The 22663-nt window shown below is 39.3% G+C and carries 21 protein-coding genes; 7 read left to right on the top strand and 14 right to left on the bottom strand.

Going from position 1 to position 22663, the window contains the following annotated elements:
* Positions 1-4: 4 nt before the first annotated feature.
* Complete coding sequence (gene mpl / locus A7967_RS00200) at positions 5-1357, bottom strand: UDP-N-acetylmuramate:L-alanyl-gamma-D-glutamyl-meso-diaminopimelate ligase (RefSeq protein WP_064435229.1); 1353 nt, start codon at positions 1355-1357, stop codon at positions 5-7.
* Positions 1358-1947: 590 nt separating this feature from the next.
* Here mpl and A7967_RS00195 point away from each other — a divergent pair.
* A complete protein-coding gene (locus tag A7967_RS00195) occupies positions 1948-4872 on the top strand; it encodes a TonB-dependent receptor plug domain-containing protein (RefSeq protein WP_064435228.1) in 2925 nt (974 codons plus the stop codon).
* A gap of 76 nt (positions 4873-4948) precedes the next feature.
* Here the strand turns inward: A7967_RS00195 and A7967_RS00190 are convergent, their stop codons facing one another.
* The 5 genes from A7967_RS00190 to folB form a co-directional block, all read right to left on the bottom strand.
* The gene (locus A7967_RS00190) at positions 4949-6034 is read right to left on the bottom strand and encodes a hypothetical protein (RefSeq protein WP_064435227.1); all 1086 of its coding nucleotides are present in this window, start codon (positions 6032-6034) and stop codon (positions 4949-4951) included.
* 57 nt (positions 6035-6091) lie between these two features.
* Positions 6092-9742, bottom strand: a complete 3651-nt coding sequence (locus A7967_RS00185) for a hypothetical protein (RefSeq protein ID WP_064435226.1) — start codon at positions 9740-9742, stop codon at positions 6092-6094.
* A 129-nt stretch (positions 9743-9871) separates the two neighbouring features.
* Complete coding sequence (locus A7967_RS00180) at positions 9872-10672, bottom strand: undecaprenyl-diphosphate phosphatase (protein WP_054204345.1); 801 nt, start codon at positions 10670-10672, stop codon at positions 9872-9874.
* The gene (gene folK / locus A7967_RS00175) at positions 10669-11157 is read right to left on the bottom strand and encodes a 2-amino-4-hydroxy-6-hydroxymethyldihydropteridine diphosphokinase (RefSeq protein ID WP_054455114.1); all 489 of its coding nucleotides are present in this window, start codon (positions 11155-11157) and stop codon (positions 10669-10671) included. The genes A7967_RS00180 and folK overlap by 4 nt, the downstream gene beginning before the upstream one ends.
* 1 nt (position 11158) lies before the next feature.
* A complete protein-coding gene (gene folB / locus A7967_RS00170) occupies positions 11159-11515 on the bottom strand; it encodes a dihydroneopterin aldolase (RefSeq protein ID WP_054204347.1) in 357 nt (118 codons plus the stop codon).
* A gap of 228 nt (positions 11516-11743) precedes the next feature.
* Here folB and plsY point away from each other — a divergent pair, with 228 nt between their 5' ends.
* Positions 11744-12358, top strand: a complete 615-nt coding sequence (gene plsY / locus A7967_RS00165) for a glycerol-3-phosphate 1-O-acyltransferase PlsY (protein ID WP_054204348.1) — start codon at positions 11744-11746, stop codon at positions 12356-12358.
* Here plsY and tsaD read toward each other — a convergent pair.
* From tsaD to A7967_RS00150, 3 genes are read right to left on the bottom strand one after another with little or no spacing between them, the layout of a single operon-like run.
* A complete protein-coding gene (tsaD, locus tag A7967_RS00160; RefSeq protein ID WP_064435225.1) occupies positions 12351-13364 on the bottom strand; it encodes a tRNA (adenosine(37)-N6)-threonylcarbamoyltransferase complex transferase subunit TsaD in 1014 nt (337 codons plus the stop codon). The two genes, plsY and tsaD, sit on opposite strands and share 8 nt — an antisense overlap.
* A gap of 52 nt (positions 13365-13416) precedes the next feature.
* Complete coding sequence (locus A7967_RS00155) at positions 13417-14007, bottom strand: YjaG family protein (protein WP_054204350.1); 591 nt, start codon at positions 14005-14007, stop codon at positions 13417-13419.
* The gene (locus A7967_RS00150) at positions 14000-14356 is read right to left on the bottom strand and encodes a putative signal transducing protein (protein WP_054204351.1); all 357 of its coding nucleotides are present in this window, start codon (positions 14354-14356) and stop codon (positions 14000-14002) included. The genes A7967_RS00155 and A7967_RS00150 overlap by 8 nt, the downstream gene beginning before the upstream one ends.
* Before the next feature lie 77 nt (positions 14357-14433).
* Here A7967_RS00150 and A7967_RS00145 point away from each other — a divergent pair, with 77 nt between their 5' ends.
* The 4 genes from A7967_RS00145 (at position 14434) to A7967_RS00130 (ending at position 18415) form a co-directional block, all read left to right on the top strand.
* On the top strand, positions 14434-14841 hold the full coding sequence (locus A7967_RS00145) for a DUF2721 domain-containing protein (RefSeq protein WP_054204352.1): 408 nt from the start codon (positions 14434-14436) through the stop codon (positions 14839-14841).
* 50 nt (positions 14842-14891) lie between these two features.
* Complete coding sequence (locus A7967_RS00140; protein WP_054455107.1) at positions 14892-16418, top strand: DUF3369 domain-containing protein; 1527 nt, start codon at positions 14892-14894, stop codon at positions 16416-16418.
* Between the two features lie 120 nt (positions 16419-16538).
* Positions 16539-17426: a LysR family transcriptional regulator gene (locus A7967_RS00135; RefSeq protein WP_054204353.1), complete on the top strand. Its 888-nt coding sequence runs from the start codon at positions 16539-16541 to the stop codon at positions 17424-17426.
* Between the two features lie 368 nt (positions 17427-17794).
* Complete coding sequence (locus A7967_RS00130) at positions 17795-18415, top strand: 2OG-Fe(II) oxygenase (protein WP_054204354.1); 621 nt, start codon at positions 17795-17797, stop codon at positions 18413-18415.
* A gap of 1 nt (position 18416) precedes the next feature.
* Here the strand turns inward: A7967_RS00130 and ubiA are convergent, their stop codons facing one another.
* Together ubiA and A7967_RS00120 are read right to left on the bottom strand one after the other, a co-directional pair.
* Positions 18417-19295, bottom strand: coding sequence for a 4-hydroxybenzoate octaprenyltransferase (gene ubiA / locus A7967_RS00125; protein WP_054204355.1), 879 nt, complete (start codon positions 19293-19295; stop codon positions 18417-18419).
* Positions 19292-19837 carry a chorismate--pyruvate lyase family protein gene (locus tag A7967_RS00120; RefSeq protein ID WP_054204380.1) on the bottom strand — a complete coding sequence of 182 codons (546 nt, stop codon included), beginning with the start codon at positions 19835-19837 and terminating at the stop codon, positions 19292-19294. Before A7967_RS00120 ends, ubiA begins: the two co-directional genes overlap by 4 nt.
* Positions 19838-19991: 154 nt before the next feature.
* Between A7967_RS00120 and A7967_RS00115 the strand changes: the two genes are divergently transcribed.
* Complete coding sequence (locus A7967_RS00115; RefSeq protein WP_054204356.1) at positions 19992-20399, top strand: flagellar basal body-associated protein FliL; 408 nt, start codon at positions 19992-19994, stop codon at positions 20397-20399.
* Here the strand turns inward: A7967_RS00115 and glpG are convergent.
* The 3 genes from glpG to tdh are packed head-to-tail and all read right to left on the bottom strand — an operon-like array spanning position 20380 to position 22614.
* Positions 20380-21216 carry a rhomboid family intramembrane serine protease GlpG gene (gene glpG, locus A7967_RS00110; RefSeq protein WP_054204357.1) on the bottom strand — a complete coding sequence of 279 codons (837 nt, stop codon included), beginning with the start codon at positions 21214-21216 and terminating at the stop codon, positions 20380-20382. The two genes, A7967_RS00115 and glpG, sit on opposite strands and share 20 nt — an antisense overlap.
* Positions 21213-21530: a thiosulfate sulfurtransferase GlpE gene (gene glpE, locus A7967_RS00105; protein ID WP_054204358.1), complete on the bottom strand. Its 318-nt coding sequence runs from the start codon at positions 21528-21530 to the stop codon at positions 21213-21215. The genes glpG and glpE overlap by 4 nt, the downstream gene beginning before the upstream one ends.
* Positions 21531-21588: 58 nt before the next feature.
* Positions 21589-22614, bottom strand: coding sequence for an L-threonine 3-dehydrogenase (gene tdh / locus A7967_RS00100; RefSeq protein ID WP_054204359.1), 1026 nt, complete (start codon positions 22612-22614; stop codon positions 21589-21591).
* Positions 22615-22663: the final 49 nt, after the last annotated feature.

Here is a 22663-nt window from a genome sequence, read left to right as displayed (position 1 = left end):
TTTATTACTGTATAAATTTATGCTGCAAAGCGGTAATTAACTTATCATGAAGGCCGTTAAAGCCGCCATTGCTCATGATTAAAATATGTTGTTGTGGCTGAGCGCTTGCAACGACTTGCTCAATAATCTCATTGATATTACTTAAGCATACCATTTCTGCTTGTTTTGCTTGTTCGCTTAATGACCATGCTAAATTGTCAGGCTCAAATAGATACACATCATTAGCATCGACTAACGACGCTAATAAGGTATGTTGATGCACACCCATTTTCATAGTGTTTGAACGCGGCTCGAGTATAGCGATAATTTTTTCATCACCCACTTTTGCGCGCAGCCCTGCAAGTGTTGTAGTGATAGCCGTAGGGTGATGAGCAAAATCGTCATACACTTTAATATTGGCAATATCCGCTTTAAGCTCCATTCTGCGTTTTGGGCTAATAAACTCTCCTAACCCCGCAATACTATGCGGGATAGCAATACCTACATGACGCGCGGCAGCAATTGCCATAATCGCGTTTTTCACATTATGCTCACCAAACGCTTGCCATTTTACAGTGCCTTGACTCTGATCATTAAGTAACACAGTAAACTCGCTACCATCAGCCTTGATTAGCTGATAGTCCCAATCTGCGCCGAGTGTTTCACTTTCACTCCAACAGCCTTGCTTTACCACAGCTTGCAATGCGTTATCTTGCTGGGGCCAAATTACTTTGCCACTACTTGGTAGAGTACGCATCAAATGATGAAATTGTTTTTTAATGGCGTTTAAATCGTCGAAAATATCCGCATGATCAAATTCAAGGTTATTTAAAATAAGCGTGCGTGGTAGGTAGTGAACAAACTTGCTGCGCTTATCAAAAAATGCAGTGTCGTACTCATCGGCTTCAATAACAAAAAATGGCGTTTCGCCAACTCGGGCAGACAAGCCAAAATTTTGCACAATGCCACCGATTAAAAAACCCGGCTTTAAACCTGCATACTCTAAAATCCAGGCCAGCATACTTGCGGTAGTGGTTTTACCGTGAGTACCTGCAACAGCCAGTACCCATGAATTTTGCAGCAAATTATGCTTCAACCATTCAGGGCCAGAGGTATAAGGTAGCCCTTTATCTAATACATATTCAACACATGGGTTACCGCGACTCATTGCATTACCAATCACAACCATGTCTGGCGCAGGGTCTAACTGAGAGACATCATAGCCCTGCATTAATTTAATACCTAGCTCTTCGAGTTGTGTGCTCATTGGTGGATACACGTTTAGATCTGAGCCCGTTACAGTATGCCCAAGCGACTTAGCAATCGCCGCAATACCGCCCATAAAAGTGCCACAAATACCTAAAATATGAATATGCATATTATTCCTTTGCCGCTAAAAATAGCTTATGCAGCACTAAAAAAGAGATAAAAAATGAAGCTGACATAATGCCAAAAATAGTGCTCAGTTACCATTACCATCTAACACAACACTTGTGCTAGATGGTAACTAATAGCATATAAACTAAAAAGTTCCCCTACCCTTGCTCAACTGCTCAAATATCACTCGTCACTTTTTGAGCAAAATTAACATTGCAGTTCAATTTTAAAGCAAAGTTATTGACGTACAATTGCAAAATAGTTAATTGTAAAATATAAAAACAACTTAATAAATTACAAAAAGTAAATATGTAAACCTATGATTACAAATAATATTAATAAAAAACAATGTAATACCAACATATACCCACAATAAAAACAAAAAGCACTTTTTAGCAACAAAACTCACATTCGCCACATAAAAGACTCCATTTAGGGACTGTGATAAAACATAGCGCTAAATTACATTTGGTTACATTGAAAGGCATATATTTAACGTCAAAGTTAATATGGCTAACAATGTTGACCCTTTGCAAGTTCAATCAAGTTTAATTGCCCTGCGGGCAAACCTTGTCAAAATAAAAAGGTGTTATGTTGAAAAAATTAAATCTTATTACAGCAGCAGTTAACGCAGTATTAATTACTGGCACAATTGGCGCATCAAGTGCATTTGCACAAGAAGCTACTGACGTAAAACCCGTTGAGCGCATTCAAGTAACAGGGTCAAAAATAAAACGTTTTAATTTGACCTCTCCAACTCCTGTTACTGTGATAAGCGGTGTTGAGCTAGAAAACCAAGGTATCACCAATGTAAATGATTTACTTGCAGACATGCCGCAAGCGACTGTTGGCCTTTCACCAGAGACAACAACCAATTCAATTTACGCGTCAGGCTTAAATACTACTGACCTTCGTGGTTTAGGCTCAGAACGTACATTAGTGCTTGTTAATGGTCGTCGCTTTGTTCCAGGCTCTATTGGCGACACCGCTGTTGATTTAAATAACATTCCAACGACGATGATCGAACGCATTGAAATTGCAACCGGTGGTGCTGCAGCTGTATATGGCGCTGACGCTGTTGCCGGTGTTGTAAATATCATCACTAAAAAATCTATGGATGGTATTGAGTTTGACGTTTCAACTGTTCGCCCTGAGCAAAGTGGTGGTGAGCAAAATAACTTCTCTATCACCGGTGGTATGGAAGGTGATAAATTATCGTTCATTGCATCAGTTAACTACACTGAGAATAAAAGTTACGGCAAGCTAAGTCGTGACTTTTACCGAAATCCAGTTAACACATACATTAATCCTGCCAATTTAAATGGTACAGATGGTATTCCTGAGCGTATTATTTTAGGTAAACCTACAGGCCTTGCTTATTATTCTGAAGGCGGTGATTTCTTCTCAAAAGGTGCCTTTACAGATGATGGTTACAACAACCACCACTATACCTTTGATGAAAATGGAAATATTCGTCCTTTTCAGATGGGTTCTGGTCGCATCCCAAATCCAAACCAAGCATTGATTGATCACGAGAACAAGCTTGCAAATCCATCAAATAGCTATTTTGAAGGCGGCAATGGTGACGGCGTATTTGGTCATGGTTATAAAAGCTACTTTCAAACTCCTTTAGAGCGCCTTATTGCTTCTGCTTACGGTACTTATCAACTAAATGATGATCATACATTAACGTTTGACTTTACTTACTCAAACACTGAATCGACTACTGAAAGTACACCGGCTTTCTTCCGTCATACTATTCGCCGTGATAATGCATTTGTAAAAAATGACATGGCTAAGTTAATGGATGATAACGAACTAAAATCAGTCACTCTTCGTCAAGCCAATGAAAATCTATGGGGCGACCGCGCATATAACCAAGAGCGTGAAGTGTTCCGTACCTCTATTGGCGTTGAAGGCATCATAAGCGATGATTGGGGCTATTCAACATATGCGCAGTTTGGTCGTATTGAGCAAGACACACTGTGGACTGGTGAAGTATTAACGCAAAATCTAGCAAACTCTATTGATGCCGTTGAATATCAAGGTAATGTTGTTTGTGCTAAACGTAATGATGATGGCGAAGTAATTGGCGCAATTGAAGGCTGTACACCATTTAATACTATGGGGGCTACATCAGCAACGCAAGCACAAGTAGATTATATTGGTACTACCGCAACCCGCTTTGCACAACACGACCAAGTTGTTTTTGCATTAACTGTAGACGGTTCACTTTTTGAACTTCCAGCTGGTTACGTTGCAGCCGCATTCACCGCAGAGCACCGTCGTGAATCAGCAACTACAACACCATCTGAGAATATGCAAAAAGGCTTAATCTTTGGTAATTCAAGCTTACCAATGGATGGCGAAATTGATGTCAATGAGTTATCAGCTGAGATTTCCATCCCGTTACTAGAGGATGTATTTCTAGCAACTGACTTAACATTTGAAACAGCTTTACGTTACATGGACTACTCAGTCACCGGTGAAGATAATGCATGGAAATTGGCGCTTAACTGGGGTGTAACAGATGAACTTCGCGTTCGTTTAAATCGCTCTAAATCAGTGCGTGCACCAAATATAGGTGATTTATTTACACCTAACTCAAAAACATTTAGCTCAGGCCGCGCGGATGTCTGTAGAGCTGACTCAATTGCTACATCAGGTAGTAAGTATAAAGCAAACGTAATTAAAAACTGTCAAGCAGCAGGTTTAGCTGAAGGATGGAAACCTTCGGACGCATGGCTAGCAGCCGGCAGCTTACCGGGCTATATTCAGGGTAACCAAAACCTTAAAAATGAGACATCTAACGATTACACCGTTGGTGTAATTTATACTCCTGAGTTTGTTGAAGGTTTAGATCTAACTCTTGATTATTGGTCATTCGAAGTGGAAGGCGCCATTGAGTATTTTGGCCGTAATAGTGTTGAACTATGTTATGAGTCATCATCTTTAGATAACCCTTTCTGTAGTAACGTTGTGCGTAATGAAAAAACGGGTGAAATTGAAAACTTCTTCACTCGCCCAATTAATGCCGCTGTTATTAATAAAAAAGGTGTTGATGTTGAATCAGCATACCGTACTGAGTTGTTCTCTGGTGACTTAGCACTAAAATTAACTGCAACCTACCTAATTGACGACAACAGTAACTCAACTGGTCGTGCTGAAGATTTTCGTAGTGATGTAGGTGAAATAGCCTCTCCACGTTGGAAAGGTCGTTTTAATGCTGTGTACTCACATGATGACTCAGCTTACGTATTAACAATGAATTATCGTCATGCAACTGTTAATGACAACGACTGGAGCATTGAACAGAATAACTATAATGATATCCCATCTTACACGACGTTTGATTTTATGTATAAAACAAACATCTTAGATGAGCTACAATTACGTGTAGGTGTTAACAACATTCTAGACCGTGAACCACCACGTAATCCGTTCACTTACGATGATGGTGAGTTCTTTGACGTGAAAGGACGCCGTATATCACTAGGTGCTAAATACACGTTCTAATTTAAACGTGTTTTAGAGCAATAAAAAACGCCTTACTCGTCGAGTAAGGCGTTTTACTTTAATCACAGCAAGCTTATTAAAATAAGATGCTTATACGCGCAGCTAACGATAACTGCATCGCTTTATTCGGGTTTAACTTATCCATGGCAAGCGAAAAATCAAACCACTCACTTTCATAACCCAGTTGAGGTACTAAGTTAACAGGGTCTATAAGTAGTTTAATCTGGCTTTCTCGCCAGGGCAGCTGAACACCAAGCTGTACAAAATTGATATCACCTTGACGGAGTAAGTTGGCAACATAACTCAGCTCTCGCTGTTTATATGACAACTCAATAGCAACGTGTTCTGGGATCCTAAAATCATGTTCACTTTCTCCCTCAAACCCTTTTAGGAGTGGGCGAAAACTACTAAACCCTTGGTTATCAACAAAACTACCTTTTGTATTAATATTGGCACGCGTAAAACCGACATTATCAACTGTAAATTGGTTATAAATATCAATAAAACTTGCGCGAACTAACACATTTTCCCATGGCATAAACTCTGTGAATACATCAAATGAATAACCACTGCCACTGTTATCCCACCCTCCATTATTTGGACGTTTTAAAAAGTTATTGTGCGTGTAGTACTCTTGGTAATTTAACTCGCCTAATAAACTATTATCTTCGCGACCTTGAACATTGCCGCTCACGAATGAGTGCCTAAAATAATCAACCCCCCAGTAACTCCCTTTTACACCAAGTAGAAATAATTCGAACTGATGTTCAAATGTAATACCAAGCCCTTTACTGCGGTTTGCAAAGTAGTCTAGTTTAGCCTGGTAGTTTTCTTTGCTCAGTAAGGGCGTTTTATTACTTTCTTGATAGTAGCCTAAAGCAGTGTCGGGGTTACTTTTTACAAAGTAGTCCAACCGCTGCTCTATATGAAAAGTAAATTGCTGCCAATCACTCGGCTGATAACTTAAGCCAATCCGCGTTTGTGAAAAACCGTTGTCTGCGTCGGTTTTTGGTGGTGTTTGCCATTCATCTTTAGCAAGCTCCAAAACAGGCGCTATATTGCTAAAGCTATTTGAATATACATAGGTTGATACTTCATGCTGCGCAATTACATGCATTGAACTAAACAATAAAGTACAACTAAAAAAACTCTTAATGTTCATTTTTTATTTCTTATAAAAAAGGCCAGCTAAAGCTGGCCCAGACTCACAATAAGCTAACTATAAACTTTCAACTGTACCATTGGTATAAACAATCAGAACAAGCCCATCTCGCTTAACTATTTCAGCTGCCTTTTCATCACCAACCATAATAGTACCTAATACTTGCTCTGCTGTATCACCACCGTCAGATTCAGCTAACATCAAAGTCACATTTTCAGCGTTCACTGCAGATAAAGTTTCAAGTTTAGTATCATATTTGACCATGAAGCTTCTTTGTTTATCGCTATTAGGAAGCTGATACTTCACATCAAGAACCAGCTTACCATCATCAAGGTCCGTTCTTTCGCCGCTCAGATTTAAATCAACATTATATTCACCGACCTTGACCTGTACATTAAGTGCAGCATTGATATCTAAGAATGTATCTTCATCTTCAACAACCGTTCCAAGTTCAGGTTGAGCCAAATACATATCGATTTTATATTCACCATCGACAGCCCAATCCATGTGTTCAGGTCTTGTAAAATCAGCTGCAACTTTTCCTAAACCATCAACATACCCATAAAAAGTGCGCCACTGAAATACACCTGGTTCATTTGGATCTGAAATCCATTGCCCTCTGAAACCGCCAATTTGAGCAGTAAAAATATCAACAGCCGTAAACGTTGCGAAATTACTGTTAATACCAAAGCTGCCAATCTCACTATTATAACGAATCGCTGAAGCTAACGACTCATATTCACCGCAATAGGATTCATAGGTATCAAAATCTATTATTTGGCCGCTACCATCAACGTATTCACCATTATCATTCATATATACTAAGTCATAGCATTGATAGTAATCAGCAACTTTATCTGTATTGGTATCTATTGGGCGATACAGCCGACTTAATTTTGGGCTAATTCGATCATTGTAAGAGTCCCATGAAGCAACTAACAATTCATCCCCCAAGTCACTTTCTTTACTTGATGACACAAGTTGTGATTGAGTTGACCCGCCATCTGAATAGGTTCGCGTGCTGTTAACGCTAACATTGAACTCATCGGTGCGCACTACGCTAACAACATCTTGGCTACCGCCCTCTACTGTAGCTGCTAGATTATTGGCGTTATTGCTAACACTTATAGTCAACAATTCATCTAAAATTGGCGATACAAGGTACGCATCTAAATCTACGTTAGCCCCGGCGCTGACCTGAACGTCATCATTAATTAAACGATAATCTCCTTCACCACCAACAGCAACGCCAAACCAACCATTTAAGGCGTCATTAAAATAATCACTCACACCTTTAATTGTAGTTGGGTCGACTTGGATCCCGATAAAGAGGCTTTCAACGGCTTCTTCGTAGCTATAAAACTCACCTTGTTGCTCATAAAAATTGAGTGCACTTAAACTTATTTGCTCACCATTTGGCGTGGTAAATAAACCATTATTATAATCAGTAAAGTATTGGTTAACGCGCTTTATAACAAACGGCTGGTAATATTCATCTTCTAATGATTTTTCTATGTATTCTACATAGCCATAAGTCAAATTATTAACTTGATTCTCGTAACTATAAAAGTAATATTGAGTGCCTTCAAACACAAATACTTCACGGCTAAATGAACCTTGAAAGTACCCTTCAATTTCAGTGGTTCTTTGAGCTTTCACTTGCCAGTTACCTAACTGCTCATTGGTTTTACTGTAAGTATAATTAGTCACAGTTTCACCGTTATTAACTGATAGTGATAACTCTGCATCGGCATTATCAACAGTGACTGCTGCAATATCTTCTTTCAACTTACCAAAACCCTTCAGCTCTGGCGGTGTATAAGTTGCTAAATCTTTAATATTAACCGTTGCGGTCGCTTTGATCATTTCACCTTGTTGTGATGAAAACTCGCCACTTAAGCTAACCATTTTTGGTAAGATAAGTGTGTCTTGCTCTAATGTATAATCCCATGCAGTTTCTGCATCATAGTTAGAAGTATCCGCGCTATAAACATTGACAGGTAAGAGCTCACCAGTGAGCGCCCCTTTAAAACTAATTGGGTTAGTTACTGTCTCTGTCGACTTTTGTGCAAGCTCCACAGTTAGACTCAGCTCTCCTTTTGTAGGCTCTGCATCCACATCGCCCGCTTCAATTTGCGCGCGTGTTACAGCACGGTCTAAACTGATTTTTGCATAACTACCCTGTGTAATCTCAAATTTAACTGCATCATTTTCAGCCATACCAGACAGCGCTAATTGATATTGCTGATTATCTTGTAACGCATTGATCGCGATATCAAGTGTCAGTGACTCTGTACCTGCCGCTGCGGTTACTTTAAACGTTAGATTTTCTTCATCAAGTATGACTGTACCTGTGCCACCTGTTGATAAGTAATCTTTTAAATCAAACATAGTTGCTGAATTATCAGTTTCTTGTCGTTGTTGATTAATTTGTGTAATTGCCTCTATTACATCGCTTAATAACGCAAAGCTATCACCCTGCTCTGCAACCATATCTCCTGCAGACTCAACTAAAGAAACAAACTTTTCACCTTCAGATTCAAAGTCTGCTCCTGACGATTTAGTCACATCAAATAGATTAGCAAACAGGCGAATATCATTAACCATAGCCGCGGCTTTTGCGATAGCATCACCTTGTGTTTGATCGCTAACTTTGCCTTTAATACGACCGCTGTCGCCCGCTTCTGCGGCCTTAGCCTTTTTTTCGTTTACGAGATTTGTTACTAACTGTTCAAGCGCATCTAAACCACTTAACTCTGTAACTAATTGAGGGTCTTTTTTTATTATTTCAATTAATTGCAATGTAGCTTGCTCAGCACCAGACAAAACATCTTCGACTGAAAATTCAAACTCGTCATCATCATCTGCTGCATTAGTAACTAAAATACCGCCATCAGCGGCGACTAAATCAGTAATTGCTGAGCTCAATTTAGCACTTACGTTATCTGTCCCAGCATCAGAGTATAATGCGTTTGCAATACCAGCATTGATCAACGCATAACGTACTGCAGAGATATTCTCTTCGTTTAAAATCGCTGAAGGATTTTCAATTGCGGTAGGCGCTAATGAATTTAATGCTCCGATCAGACCAAATACATTCGCAATTTGAGAATGTGCATCACTTACTGTTTGCTCAGTAATTGCACCACGACTTTGCGCAAGCTCAGTGGCAATATGCGTTAGTGGGGTGATGTTAGATGTGTTCTCGCTATTACTTTCACCTTGCGGCAGGTTTAATATTGATGTAAGTGAAAACTCAGGATCTTGAACCGTTAAATTAACGTCATCACCATAAGCTATCGTTTGATCTGCTTCATTTTTCCCACAACCTACGGGGGCATCACATACCATAATTGTCGGTGATGCGGTGTCTTGACTGGCTGATACTTTCACTTTAACAAGCCCTGCTACCCCCTTCAACGAAACACTATAGTGACCCGTTTCATCTGTAACTAAACTAGAATCTCCAAGCTCATCGGCCGTCAATTCAATAGCTTCACCGTTTTCATATTTATAAAATGTCAGCTGTGCATTTTTTAATGTCCCTTTAGAGGCCACGCCTTTTACTTGTGCTTCACTTACAACTGGGGTGACCGGATCGGTAACAACAGGATCCGTTATTTCTGGTTTTTTATTGTCTGAAGACCCTCCACACCCTGATAGAACAGCAACTACACTTAATGCTAACAATGATTTTTTAAATTCCATTTGTATCCCTTTTATAATCAATTATTAAAAACCACTTCAGTTTAGCCAAAAAAGTAAAAAAAAACACCTACGAAATCGAGGTGTTTTTTCTCAGATAAATTGCCTAATTTTATCTCAATTCCAATACTGTTAAATCATCAAAAAAGCAATTAGACCTACACCGAGTAGTAATCTGTAGATCACAAACGGCATCATTCCCATACGCTCGATGATTTTCAAAAATAAGAAAATACAGGCATACGCTGAAATAAATGATAAACCAGCGCCTAAAATTAACGTAGTCCAATCAACTATCTCATCGCCTAATGCAAGCTCTACTGTGTAATAAAGCCCCATCATCGTGATGACAGGAATTGCCAGCAAAAATGAAAAACGCGCTGCGCTTTGCTTATTCATACCGAGCATCAAGCCTGCCGTCATGGTTATGCCTGAACGTGATGTACCCGGGATCATGGCCATGGCTTGCGCCATACCTATCATTAGTGCCGACTTCCAATTTAACTGGTAAATTGTTTTGGTTTGCTTGCCTTTTGCATCCGCATACCACAGTAATAAGCCAAATAAAATTGTGGTGATGGCGATAACCCAGGCACTGCGTAAATAAAGCTCAATTAAGTCTTTAAAAAGTAAACCCAGTACTGCAGCTGGTATAGTCCCTAAAATAATCCACCAGCCTAGTTTACTGTCGTCTGTTGTGCCTTGCGCACCAAATGATTTAAACCATGCGCCGAGTATTTCGACGACTTCTTTTCTAAAGTAAATAACAACCGCAATAAGCGTTCCAACATGTACAGCTACATCAAAGGCCAAGCCTTGATCTTGCCAGCCAAGAATTTGTGAAGGAAGAATAAGATGAGCGGAGCTTGATATAGGTAAAAACTCGGTCAATCCTTGGATAAGGGCTAAAACAATAATTTCAATAATGCTCATGGGTTAATAAACTCCACCTTCCATAGTTTTTGCTTGGGGTTGTTGTATGTATCCCATAACTGCGCGATCGTTTGCTTAGCTACAGGATGATAAAAATCAGGGGCTATCTCAGCCAGCGGCTGAAGTACAAATGCATTTTTTGTTATTTCATCACGAGGCAACTGAGCTGGCGAATCACAAACTATATCATCGTAAAAAAGTAGATCAAGATCGAGTGTTCTTGGGCTAAACTTTTTATCGTTTAGAGTACGGCCATTATCTCGTTCAATATTTTTTAATAACTCACACAGCTGTAATAACGGCATATCTGTTTGCGCGCCAACTACAGAGTTAAAGAAATTATTACCAGCAAAGCCAACAGCTTCGCTTTCAAACACTGAAGAATGCTCAATAGGAGTAAAATACGATTTAAGGGCAAGTAACGCTTGTTGAATATAATGTTCTTTATTAACATTCGAACCAAGGCTAATATAAATCTGTGCCATCTTAACTTGCCTTGCGACGGGTAATTTGCACACCTACAGTGTTTGCCTGTGCTACCGCTGCCGGCTTACTAACTCGAATAGTTACTTCATCAGTATTAAACTCAGCCAAAATAATTGCAGCCAATTGTTCAACCAATGTTTCTAATAACTCTAATGGTTTTGCTGTTGTATGAGCAATAACACGCTCACTCACCTTTGAGTAATCAAGTGCTAAATTGATATCGTCTGTTTTTGCCGCGGGTTTAATATCACACAGCATTTCGATATCAAAATATAAACTCTGCTTAGTTTCTTTTTCAAAATCGTATACACCTATGATAGTGTCAACATGTAGTTGCGATATAAAAACCTTATCCATAACTGCTCCAACTTACAAAGATTCAAACTCTATTTAAGAGTTTACATACGCTATATTTTGTATTTATAACGCTTATACACTTCAAGTGTGTTTTATTATGTAAAAATTAACCATACAATAGCCTATAGGCACAATTAAGTACGCGGATATTGAAATCGCAAATATATGCAAGGCTATTTTTGCGGCCAATGATAGCCGAAAAAGAATGATTTAAAAATAAGGAAGCGCGTGATAGCCGTTTTAATGTTAGTTTTAGCCTACTTACTAGGGTCGATTTCATCGGCTATCCTAGTGTCACGGCTATTCAAACTGCCCGATCCTCGTACTCATGGTTCAAATAACCCCGGCGCAACGAATGTTTACCGTCTAGGGGGAACATTACCCGCTTGTTTAGTTTTAGTCTTTGATATCCTAAAAGGTACCATTCCGGTATGGGGTGCTTATTTTTTACAATTAGATCCATTAACACTGGGCTTAATTGGTGTTGCTGCATGTTTAGGCCACATGTACCCTGTGTTTTTTCATTTTAAAGGCGGTAAGGCTGTTGCAACCGCTTTTGGCACATTACTACCAATTGGCTTATCTCTCGGTGGGTTACTAATATCAACATGGGTTGTTATAGTTGCAATTACACGTTACTCATCTTTAGGTGCTCTTGTCGCTGTTTCTTTAGCGCCACTCTACACATGGTGGATTAAGCCACTTTACACTCTGCCAGTTACATTTTTAACTATTTTGATTATTTTTCGCCACCGCGCAAATATTAAACGCTTATTTAGTGGTGAAGAACCTAAGATTGGCGACAAGAAAAAGTCGCCACCTAATAATACACCGACTAAATAGGATCTAAGCTATCAATTGGCCAGCGAGGTTTAGTTTTCATATCAAGGCTTGCAAACTGCCCTGCTTTTAAACGCTGCATACCTGCATAAGCAATCATTGCACCGTTATCAGTACAAAACTCTGTACGCGGATAGTAAACCTCACCTTTCATGCCTTGCATCACACGTGCTAATTGCGCGCGTAATTGCACATTTGCACTTACCCCACCCGCCATCACAAGACGTTTAATGCCCGTTTGCTTTAACGCTCGCTTACATTTAATCATTAACGTATCGATCACTGCCGTTTGAAACGCATGTGCAATATCCGCTTTAGTTTGCTCATCATCGTCATTATTACGAATGGCTATTGCTGTTGCAGTTTTTAAACCACTGAAACTAAAGTCCAATCCTGGTTTATCTGTCATCGGACGTGGAAAAACAAATCGCTTTGCAACACCTTGCTCTGCAAGCTTAGCTAACCTTGGGCCACCTGGATAATCCAGGCCCAGTAGTTTTGCTGTTTTATCAAATGCCTCGCCAGCTGCATCATCTACTGATTCACCTAAAACGTCGTATTGGCCAATACCTTCAACCTTAACCATCATGGTGTGCCCACCAGATACCAACAAAGCAATAAATGGGAATTCAGGAACGTTTTCTTCCAACATTGGTGCCAATAAATGCCCTTCCATATGATGTACTGCAACGGCTGGAATATTCCAGCCGTACGCAAGTGAACGACCAATAGAAGTACCCACTAATAATGCCCCTACCAACCCAGGACCTGCGGTATAAGCGATACCATCAATATCTTCAGGGCCGCATCCTGCTTGCTCAAATGCAGCATCTATTAATGGTAACGTTTTACGAACATGATCGCGTGATGCAAGTTCAGGAACAACACCACCATAATCAGCATGAACTTTAACCTGACTATATAACTGATGGGCAAGTAAACCCTGTTCATCATCGTAAATTGCAATACCAGTTTCATCACACGATGATTCAATACCTAAAATTCGCACGACTGTATTCTCCTAAACCAAATCTATTCTCTTGCAAATACTTTGCTTAATTTTATAAAGCTATGCCAATATTGGTTTGACCATCAGCGATTGCCAACTGCTTTAATGCTTTAGTGCTCTCAGATGTCACTCGCCCCATTTGCTCTACAAAATCGATCATTTCACCTAGCACTTCGATTTCATATTGCATTAACGGATGCTCTCTAATAGTTTGATTATCAGCAATCTCACCTTCTACTGTCAGTTGATACTCAATAAATCGAGCAACTGTCGCTTGTGATATTTTACTAATGCTAATAAATTCTTGCTCATCTTGAGCCATCAAACCATGCATCAAACTCAATAAAGCGGTAGCTGCATCAATCGCTGGGTAAGTACCAAACATATCAAAATCGGCTAATTCAGGAACATTAGGCTCTATTTTCTCAATTTGCTTTTCTAAATCGATTTTACTTTTTGGTAAGAGAATTTTTTCCCAACATACGTTAAGCGCACTGCGCAATATTGCTTCGTCACCAAACCCTGTTGCCTCACTGAACAAACCGTAATTAGGGAGCATACGCTCAATAAGTGCACCGGCTAATACCGCTTGTTGTAAATAGTTAAGCTCTCGTATACGCTGAAAATTATTCGCTTTAGTCATTCTGTAACGCCCTACAAGACCAACATATTTCAAATGTTGGTCCATTATGCTCATTACAATTGGGGCATACCCAATCAGGAGCGGATTGTTTTACTTGCGCGTAGTTTACCAATATTTGGCGCGCCTGGCGCTCTTTTATCGCAAAAACCTGTACCCTCACCTGAGTTTGATCTAAAGGGATTTCTCCAACAGCTCCTTGCAAAGACTCACCGAGTAACTGGCATTCAATGGAGCTATTTAGTAATAACCCTTTAACTATGTTCGCTTCGATAGCATCAGCCGCAGAATAGACCGTTAACCATTCAAAAGGTGCTTGTTCTGCGCTGTCATTCGTTATTTTATTTTGCAATACGAACCTCTTTTTACTTTGTGATTAATTGACCCTAAGCTACTCTAAGCAAGATAATTCTTATCTAGGAAGTCATCATGACCCTCACTACACCTGCACTACTTTTTCCTGCTATTTCTTTACTGCTGTTGGCATACACCAACCGGTTTTTAGTGTTAGCACAATTAATTCGGGAATTAAACGCCCGCGAAGGTGATACTATTCGCCCTCTCGTTGTAGCACAAATTACAAACCTAAGGAAACGCATTAAGCTCATAAGAACAATGCAAGTATATGGTGTTGCTTCATTTTTAATGTGTACGTTTTCAATGTTTGCATTATTTATAAAGTTTGACACTACCGGTGTCATTTTATTTGGCACCAGCTTAGCCTGCCTCGCCCTCTCTTTATTGACTTCGTTATATGAAATACATATTTCTTGTGATGCAATTGAAATAGAACTTAAAAACATTGAAAAAAAACCATTAAGCAATAAGGCAGACTAAAAAACAAGCACTATACTACTTAGGTGAATGATAAAACTAAGGGTGTAGATGTGAACGACTTTTTATTTTCTGAAGATGTAGTTACTGAAGAGTCGACTGCCCAGACTGAGCATGCGTTTTGGGAAATACTAGTCGTAGATGACGAAGATGACATCCACCAAGTAACCAAACTAGTGCTCTCTGGATTCACATTTGAAGATAAAGCACTACGTTTTCATCATGCCTATTCGGCTAAAGCCGCAAAACAATTACTTGAGCAAGATCTCGATTTTTCAGTTGGGTTAATTGATGTAGTTATGGAAACCAGCCATGCAGGCCTTGATCTTATTAAATTCATTCGTGATGAAATTAATAACCACGATATCCGCTTAATACTTCGTACAGGCCAACCCGGTGAGGCACCTGAAGAATCAGTGATCCGTGAGTACGACATCAATGACTATAAAAATAAAACAGAATTAACAGCAATAAAGATGAAAACATTATTGTATTCTGCTCTTCGTGCCCACCGAGATATTCAAATTATTGAACGACATAAAAAAGGCTTGGAAAAAATTATTAATGCCTCAAGCTCTTTTTTAAAGTGTGAAAGTGTCCATGAATTCGCATCAACGATTTTATCCCATGTCACAAGCGTAATGGGCCTTGATGATGCTGAAATATATTGTGCAGCCGCTGTAAACCAACAAACTTCACCAGCTACAGATTTTAAACTACTTGCGGTTTCAGGTGTAGAGACTCAACCTAGTAACAATACAATCCCTGAAAATGTTAAAAATTTATTTGTAGAAGCTCACAATCGTAAATCCACGCAGGCAACCTCGCATGATTATATTGGCTACTTTCCAACACAAGCAGGCCTTGAAACGATGCTCTATGTTCACAAAGGCTCACAACTCGACCCAACTGAACATCAGCTATTGGAATTTTTCGCAAATAACATTGCCCTAGCCTACGATAATTTAAAACTGCGTGAAATTGTCAAAGAGTCACAAAAAGAACTTTCCTATATTTTAGGTGAAGCTGTTGAAAAACGTTCCAAGGAAACAGGTTCACACGTCAAGCGTGTTGCGCTTTATAGTGAGCTGCTCGCAAAATTATATGGACTCAATAATTTTGAATCGGAAATAATTAAACTAGCTTCACCACTGCATGATATTGGAAAAATAAGCATTCCTGATCAAATTTTAAATAAGCCTGGCAAGCTTGATCCTAAAGAATGGCAGATCATGCAAACTCATGCGCAAGTGGGTTATGATATTCTCAGTGGTTCGTCTAATGAGGTACTACGATGCGGTTCTATGATCGCGCATTTACATCATGAAAAATGGGATGGCAGTGGCTATCCTAACCAACTTTCGGGTAAAGATATACATATTGTAGGAAGAATTACAGCTCTTGCAGATGTATTTGATGCGCTGGGCAGTGACCGCTGTTATAAAAAAGCATGGCCATTAGATGATGTACTTAGTTTAATAAAACAGCAAAGTGGTCAACAGTTTGAACCTAAGTTAGTCGACATATTTATTAACAATTTAGAGCTTTTCCTCGAGATAAAAGAACGTTACCCTGATTAAATATTGTAACAATTGTGTAAAATGCACTTTTCAAATTAGGTACAATGCATTACTATCTATTAAAATAATACTATTTATGTTCGCCATTAGCGCGGCTTACTTATACAAAGGACTATAAAAGTGAGATTTGAACAATTAGAGCAATTTGTAGCTTTGGGCCAGCTACGACATTTTCGCCAAGCGGCTGAAACGACAAAAATTAGCACATCAGCCTTAACTCGCAGCATTCAAACACTTGAAGATGAAGTTGGCTATGAATTAGTCAAGCGTTCAACTAGATCGGTAAAACTAACGTCTGAAGGGGAGCTGTTTTTAGAATATGCACAACAAACCCTATCAGGCTTAGAAGATACAAAAAAGCGCTTATTTAAATCTCTTAATGGTTGCTCAAATGAAAAGCTTATTATCGGATATACGACCAAAGCCAGTGCAATAGTTCCTATTTCATGTGGTCAATTTTTAGCACAATATCCACACGTTAAAATTGAAATGCAACTGCAAGAACAAAGTGAATTAGTCCGTAAGCTACAATTGGGCGAAATTGATATTAGCGTATGCTCTCAAGCAATAAACAGTATCGGTAGCGATATTCACTTACCGGATCAGCTTATTTTATTTGTTTCTAAATTTCACCCGCTCGCAAATAAAAGTGATATTTGTAAACAAGACTTAAGCGATTACCCAATGTATGGCTGCTTTTCACAGTCAAAACAAATTCAAACTATGCTCAATGAAGCAATCGATGGTATGAATAAAGCCGCCAGTATAAAAGTCGGTAGCATTGACCAAGTTATGGATGGCCTATGTAAATCGAACCATTTTGCGATTGCAAGTATCGAACATGCAAATACAGTTGCTGAAAACAACGATTTAGTACAACTGAAAACTAATAAAGATTTAGCTCATGAACAATTAATTGTACAAACGAGCCAACAAGTAACACCTGGCGATCACGTGAATCAATTACTGTCACTAATCGAAAAGACAGCGCTGTCAGCTAATTCATAATCTTAGTTGGTTATAACCGCGGTATTTTAGCGTTTCAAATGATGTGCTTAGTTATAAATAACAAGCACATCTGCCGTAGTTACACATTATTTAGGGTGTGTTGACTTTTCAGAATTAAAATTTGTTCAATCTAGAAGTAATACAATCGAAATCAGAGTGAACACCTCAACAGCAATAAGATTATTTTAATTTATTTTCAATAACTTAAAAAACCATCCCCTATTACAATAGCCCCCTGTAAAACTAAACATCTACTCACTAAAACTCAGCCATGGGTCTTTATCTGGTTAGGGGGCTTAAAAGCGAAAAAGCTAGCTTATCCCCCCCCTTACGCTAAACTTACGCACCTTAAGCTCACTCTGTAAATAATGACTTTAAAATCCCCCTCACAATGCTACCTAGATGATATTGAAATCAAAGGTTATGCTGTCATTGAAGACGCTTTTGATAGTACTTTTATAAATGCGTTATTAGATGACTGTCACCGTATTAACCCTAAGTTTAAATTAGCGGGTATTGGTCGTCAGCAAAATTTACAAGTCGATAAATCTATTCGTACCGATAAGACCTATTGGTTTGATCATAGTAGTCAAGCACAAACAGCATATCTGAACGCAATGGAAGAGATGCGTAACAACCTTAACCGTTATTTTTTTCTCGGCTTATTTGATTACGAGTGCCATTATGCAAAGTATCAACAAGGCGATTTTTATAAAAAACATTACGATGCGTTTAAAGGCCGCTCCAACCGTGTATTTACAACTGTACTTTACTTAAACACTCCAAAATCAGGTGGTGAGTTAGTTATTTATAAACCTAAAAGTAAAGACACTGAAATAACCCTTAAACCAAAGTCGGGTACGCTTGTAATGTTTGAAAGCGAACGCTTTATGCATGAAGTACTTCCAACGGCAAATGATCGCTATTCTATCGCAGGATGGTTCAGGAAAAATGCATCAATCAGCGGTGTTATAGATCCACCACGCTAAATTATATATTAAGTGGCAAGGATGCCACTAAGCCTACAAAAACAGCCATACCAACATAGTGGTTGTTTAAAAAAGCCTTAAAACAACGCTCTCTATCACGAGTATGAATTAGGGATTGTTGATAGACTAAAAAGCCACATGCAACTAAAACACCTAGCCAATAGGGGGTATCTAAATCATTAATAACCCCGACTACAGCTAATAAAACAATAAACACCGTATTAAGGATAAAGATGATTAACCTGTCAAAATGACCAAATAAGATAGCGGTAGATTTAACCCCGATCTTTAAATCATCATCTCTGTCGACCATTGCATACATAGTATCGTACGCCATAGTCCACAGGACATTAGCAGTAAATAATAACCACGCTTGAAGGGGGACATCTCCTGTAGCCGCCATATATGCCATCGGTATTGCCCAACCAAACGCAGCACCTAAAACCATTTGTGGCAAATGCGTATAACGCTTCATAAATGGATAACTAAAAGCCAATAACAGCGCCCCTACGGATAATAGCATTGTTGGCCAGCTCAGCAGTAAAACTAAACCAAAGGCAATAATGATCAATAACAAAAATAAACTTAATGCCTCACCACTACACACCAGTCCTGCGGCAAGTGGCCGTTGCTCAGTACGTTTTACACTGCCATCAATTTCGCGGTCGGCATAATCATTGATCACACAACCCGCACTGCGCATTACAAATACACCCAAACTAAACACAATTAGATTAACCAAGCTAGGCGTTCCATTACTTGCCAACCATAAAGCCCAATATGTTGGCCATAACAACAACAACGTGCCAATTGGCTTATCTGTGCGCATTAGTTGTTTGTAATAAGGAATGTGGGCTTGCTGTAATGCGGCTAATTTCATGTGTAAATAAAGGCTCCAGGTAAGAATATTTCAGAGACCAAGAATCGGCTTTTCATTAACGAAAAAACACTTCGGCGTCCCCACAAATCCGTGGCTGTTGAAGAATATTGACTCACTAGCTGCTGGATACAATGCTGACGATCAAAACATGCAACTTCAATTTCTGTTCGTTTTAAATCTGGGTGTTGAAAGATAATGTCGCCCAGAGGTTTATTACCAAGCACGAGTAATTGCTGCTGTTGCATATCATCCGTAACCGGCAACCAACTTTGTGCATAAACCATAGGCAGGCCATCACACCACAGTAGTACCTCACGGTTTATTATTTTTTCATGTGAACAATCCAATAATTGCTGCTGCTCAAGAGTTAAAATACACTGTAACTCACTTAAAACCTGTACTGAAAAATCACGCCCATGGGACTTTAATTTAGCGGTCAGTGAACCGGGTTCAAGCAACCAGCTTTGCTCAGTTGTTGACAATGAATTTAATGCTGCGCCCCGCTGCCAATTGGCAATGAGTGGTAGTGGGTATGTGATCACGATAGCTCTGTTTAATAATAACCAGATAAATGATACCACTGCCTGCGGTTTGGAAAAAGTGATGATTAATGAATATAATAACCCCTTCAGCCTGTATCTTGACCAGTATTACGTATAAACTAATGGTAATTAAATACGGGACTCTTTACTTAATATGAAAAAAACGCTTTACGCTAGTATATTAATTAGCACCTTGTTGCTTAGTTTATTTGGCAGCTTTGCGAGTCGTGCAGAAACAACGGTAGGCTATTTTGGCTTTGAACCAGACATTATTACCAACTATATTGGCCAAAGTAACAAAAAACTCGGTTATGTGCGTATTACCGTCGATTTAATGCTGAGCGATATGGCAAACATTGCCATCGTCGAACATCACACACCGCTGTTACGTGATGCGATTGTAGGGATTTTATCGAAAGAGCCTGAAGAAAAAGTAAAGTCACTTACCGGCCGTGAAGAGATCCGTAAACGCTGTGCTGAAAAACTAAAAGCCCTATTAAAGCAAGAAACAGGGCAAGAAGTTATTCGCGAAGTACTCTTTACTAAATATCTTTATCACTAGATTTTTTTGCTGTAAATAATTGAGCGGTGAAGGCATAAGCCATACCGCTTAATAAGCCGCCTAAATGCGCCCAATTGGCCATACTTACAAATAACATATCTCCAAAGCCTAGTACTAGCCACACAAGCATAAATCCAATAATACCATTGCTGACTAACTCCGGTTGTTTAGGATTAAATTCGCGATAAATCCAGCAATAGCCAAGTAAACCGTATACGACCCCACTCAAGCCACCAAAATTAGGGCCAACCATAATAAACTCAGCCCAACTACTCAATAGCGCTGTAATAAGAAAAAGGCCTATTAGAGTACTCTTACCTGCCAGTTTTTCTATACCATTACCAAGGGTTATCCACCAAATAATATTAAACAACAAATGCACGGCACTAAAATGCACTATAGCAGGCGTTAACCATGTTAGTGGCTGATTTGGGTTAAACTGCAACACACTATAAATTGGCTCAAATCCACCGAGTGTAAACGCGATATAAATAGCAACACATAATAACGTTACCGTCTGATTTAACCAGCTTAGCGCTTTAAAGCGCGCTTTTAAATTAAGCGACTGCCCTTGGTAACTTAAAACAGATTGCGTGCTGCCCACTTGCCATGAAGCAGCCTGGTAGCGTTCATGATGAGGGTTTTCAACAAATTCTTCCCATAATGGTTGGGCTTGATGAAAATCACTTGAGGCAATACAAATAATCACTGCTTGTCCATTACTAGAACGTAACTGCGCATCAAGGCCTTTGCTTTTTACATAATCTATAAAGCCTTGTGCCGCGCGGGGATTATTAATACTGCCTAATTCAATCATCGCTCTACATTCTCCGGCAATTGTGCCTCCCATTGCGTAAAACCACCATCCATACTGTACACATCTTCAAACCCTTGCTCTGTTAAATAGCTGGCAGCCCCTTGTGAGCTCATACCGTGATAACACACGATAATAATAGGTTGATCAAACTCTTTATTCATCATGAATTCGCTAATGTTCGCGTTTGATAAATGCTCAGAGCCAGGGATATGCCCTGCTTGGAATGAGTTAGGATCACGAATATCTGCAATCACTACATCCTCTTTATTAAGGAGTGCTTGCGTCTGTGTAATTGAAATATGCTTAAATGCCATAATACTCTCTAAATATAAAAGGCGACCTAAGCCGCCCTTTTTTAAAATCTAAATTGAGCTAATCCCAATTTAAAATAACTTTACCTGATTGGCCTGAAATCATCATATCAAAGCCTGCTTGGAAGTCATCAATTGAATACTGATGAGTGATAATTGGATTAAGGTCTAAACCAGACTGAATAAGGCTGGCCATTTTGTACCATGTCTCAAACATTTCACGGCCGTAAATACCTTTAATCACCAAGCCTTTAAAGATCACTTGGTTCCAATCAACAGCCATATCTGATGGAGGAATACCCAACATGGCAATTTTACCGCCATGATTCATGTTATTTAACATACCATTAAATGCAACTGGTACACCTGACATCTCAAGACCAATATCAAAGCCTTCTGTCATACCTAGCTCTTTTATTACATCCTCAAGCTTTTCATTGGCAACATTAACGGCGCGAGTAGCACCCATTTTACGTGCTAAATCCAAGCGATATTCGTTTACGTCTGTAATAACTACATGGCGAGCACCCACATGTTTAGCAACGGCAGCAGCCATAATGCCGATCGGGCCAGCACCGGTGATCAAAACATCTTCACCTACTAAATCAAACGACAATGCGGTATGCACTGCATTACCAAATGGGTCAAAAATAGAGGCTAATTCATCGCTGATATTATCCGGTATTTTAAATGCATTAAATGCAGGGATCACTAAATACTCAGCAAACGCACCTTCACGGTTTACACCAACACCCGTGGTGTTGCGGCATAAATGTACTCGTCCAGCACGGCAATTACGACAATGCCCACATGTAATATGACCCTCGCCTGAAACGCGATCACCAACACTAAAACCACGGACTTCTTGGCCCATATCAACCACTTCACCTACATATTCATGGCCAACAACCATAGGTGTTGGAATGGTGTTTTGCGCCCACTCATCCCATTTATAAATATGTACGTCGGTACCACAAATTGCAGTTTTACGGATTTTAATTAATAAATCGTTATGGCCAACTTCAGGTTTTGGCGCATCTGTCATCCAAATACCGGGTTCTGCTTTTAATTTAGATAATGCTTTCATGAATCACACTCAATAAAAAACCGCGACAAAAGCGCGGCTTAAAATAATA

This window comes from Pseudoalteromonas neustonica (assembly GCF_001653135.1).
Taxonomy (GTDB): Bacteria; Pseudomonadota; Gammaproteobacteria; order Enterobacterales; family Alteromonadaceae; genus Pseudoalteromonas; species Pseudoalteromonas neustonica.
Note: the sequence above shows the minus strand (reverse complement) of the source record. Positions and strands in the feature narration are given on the sequence as shown.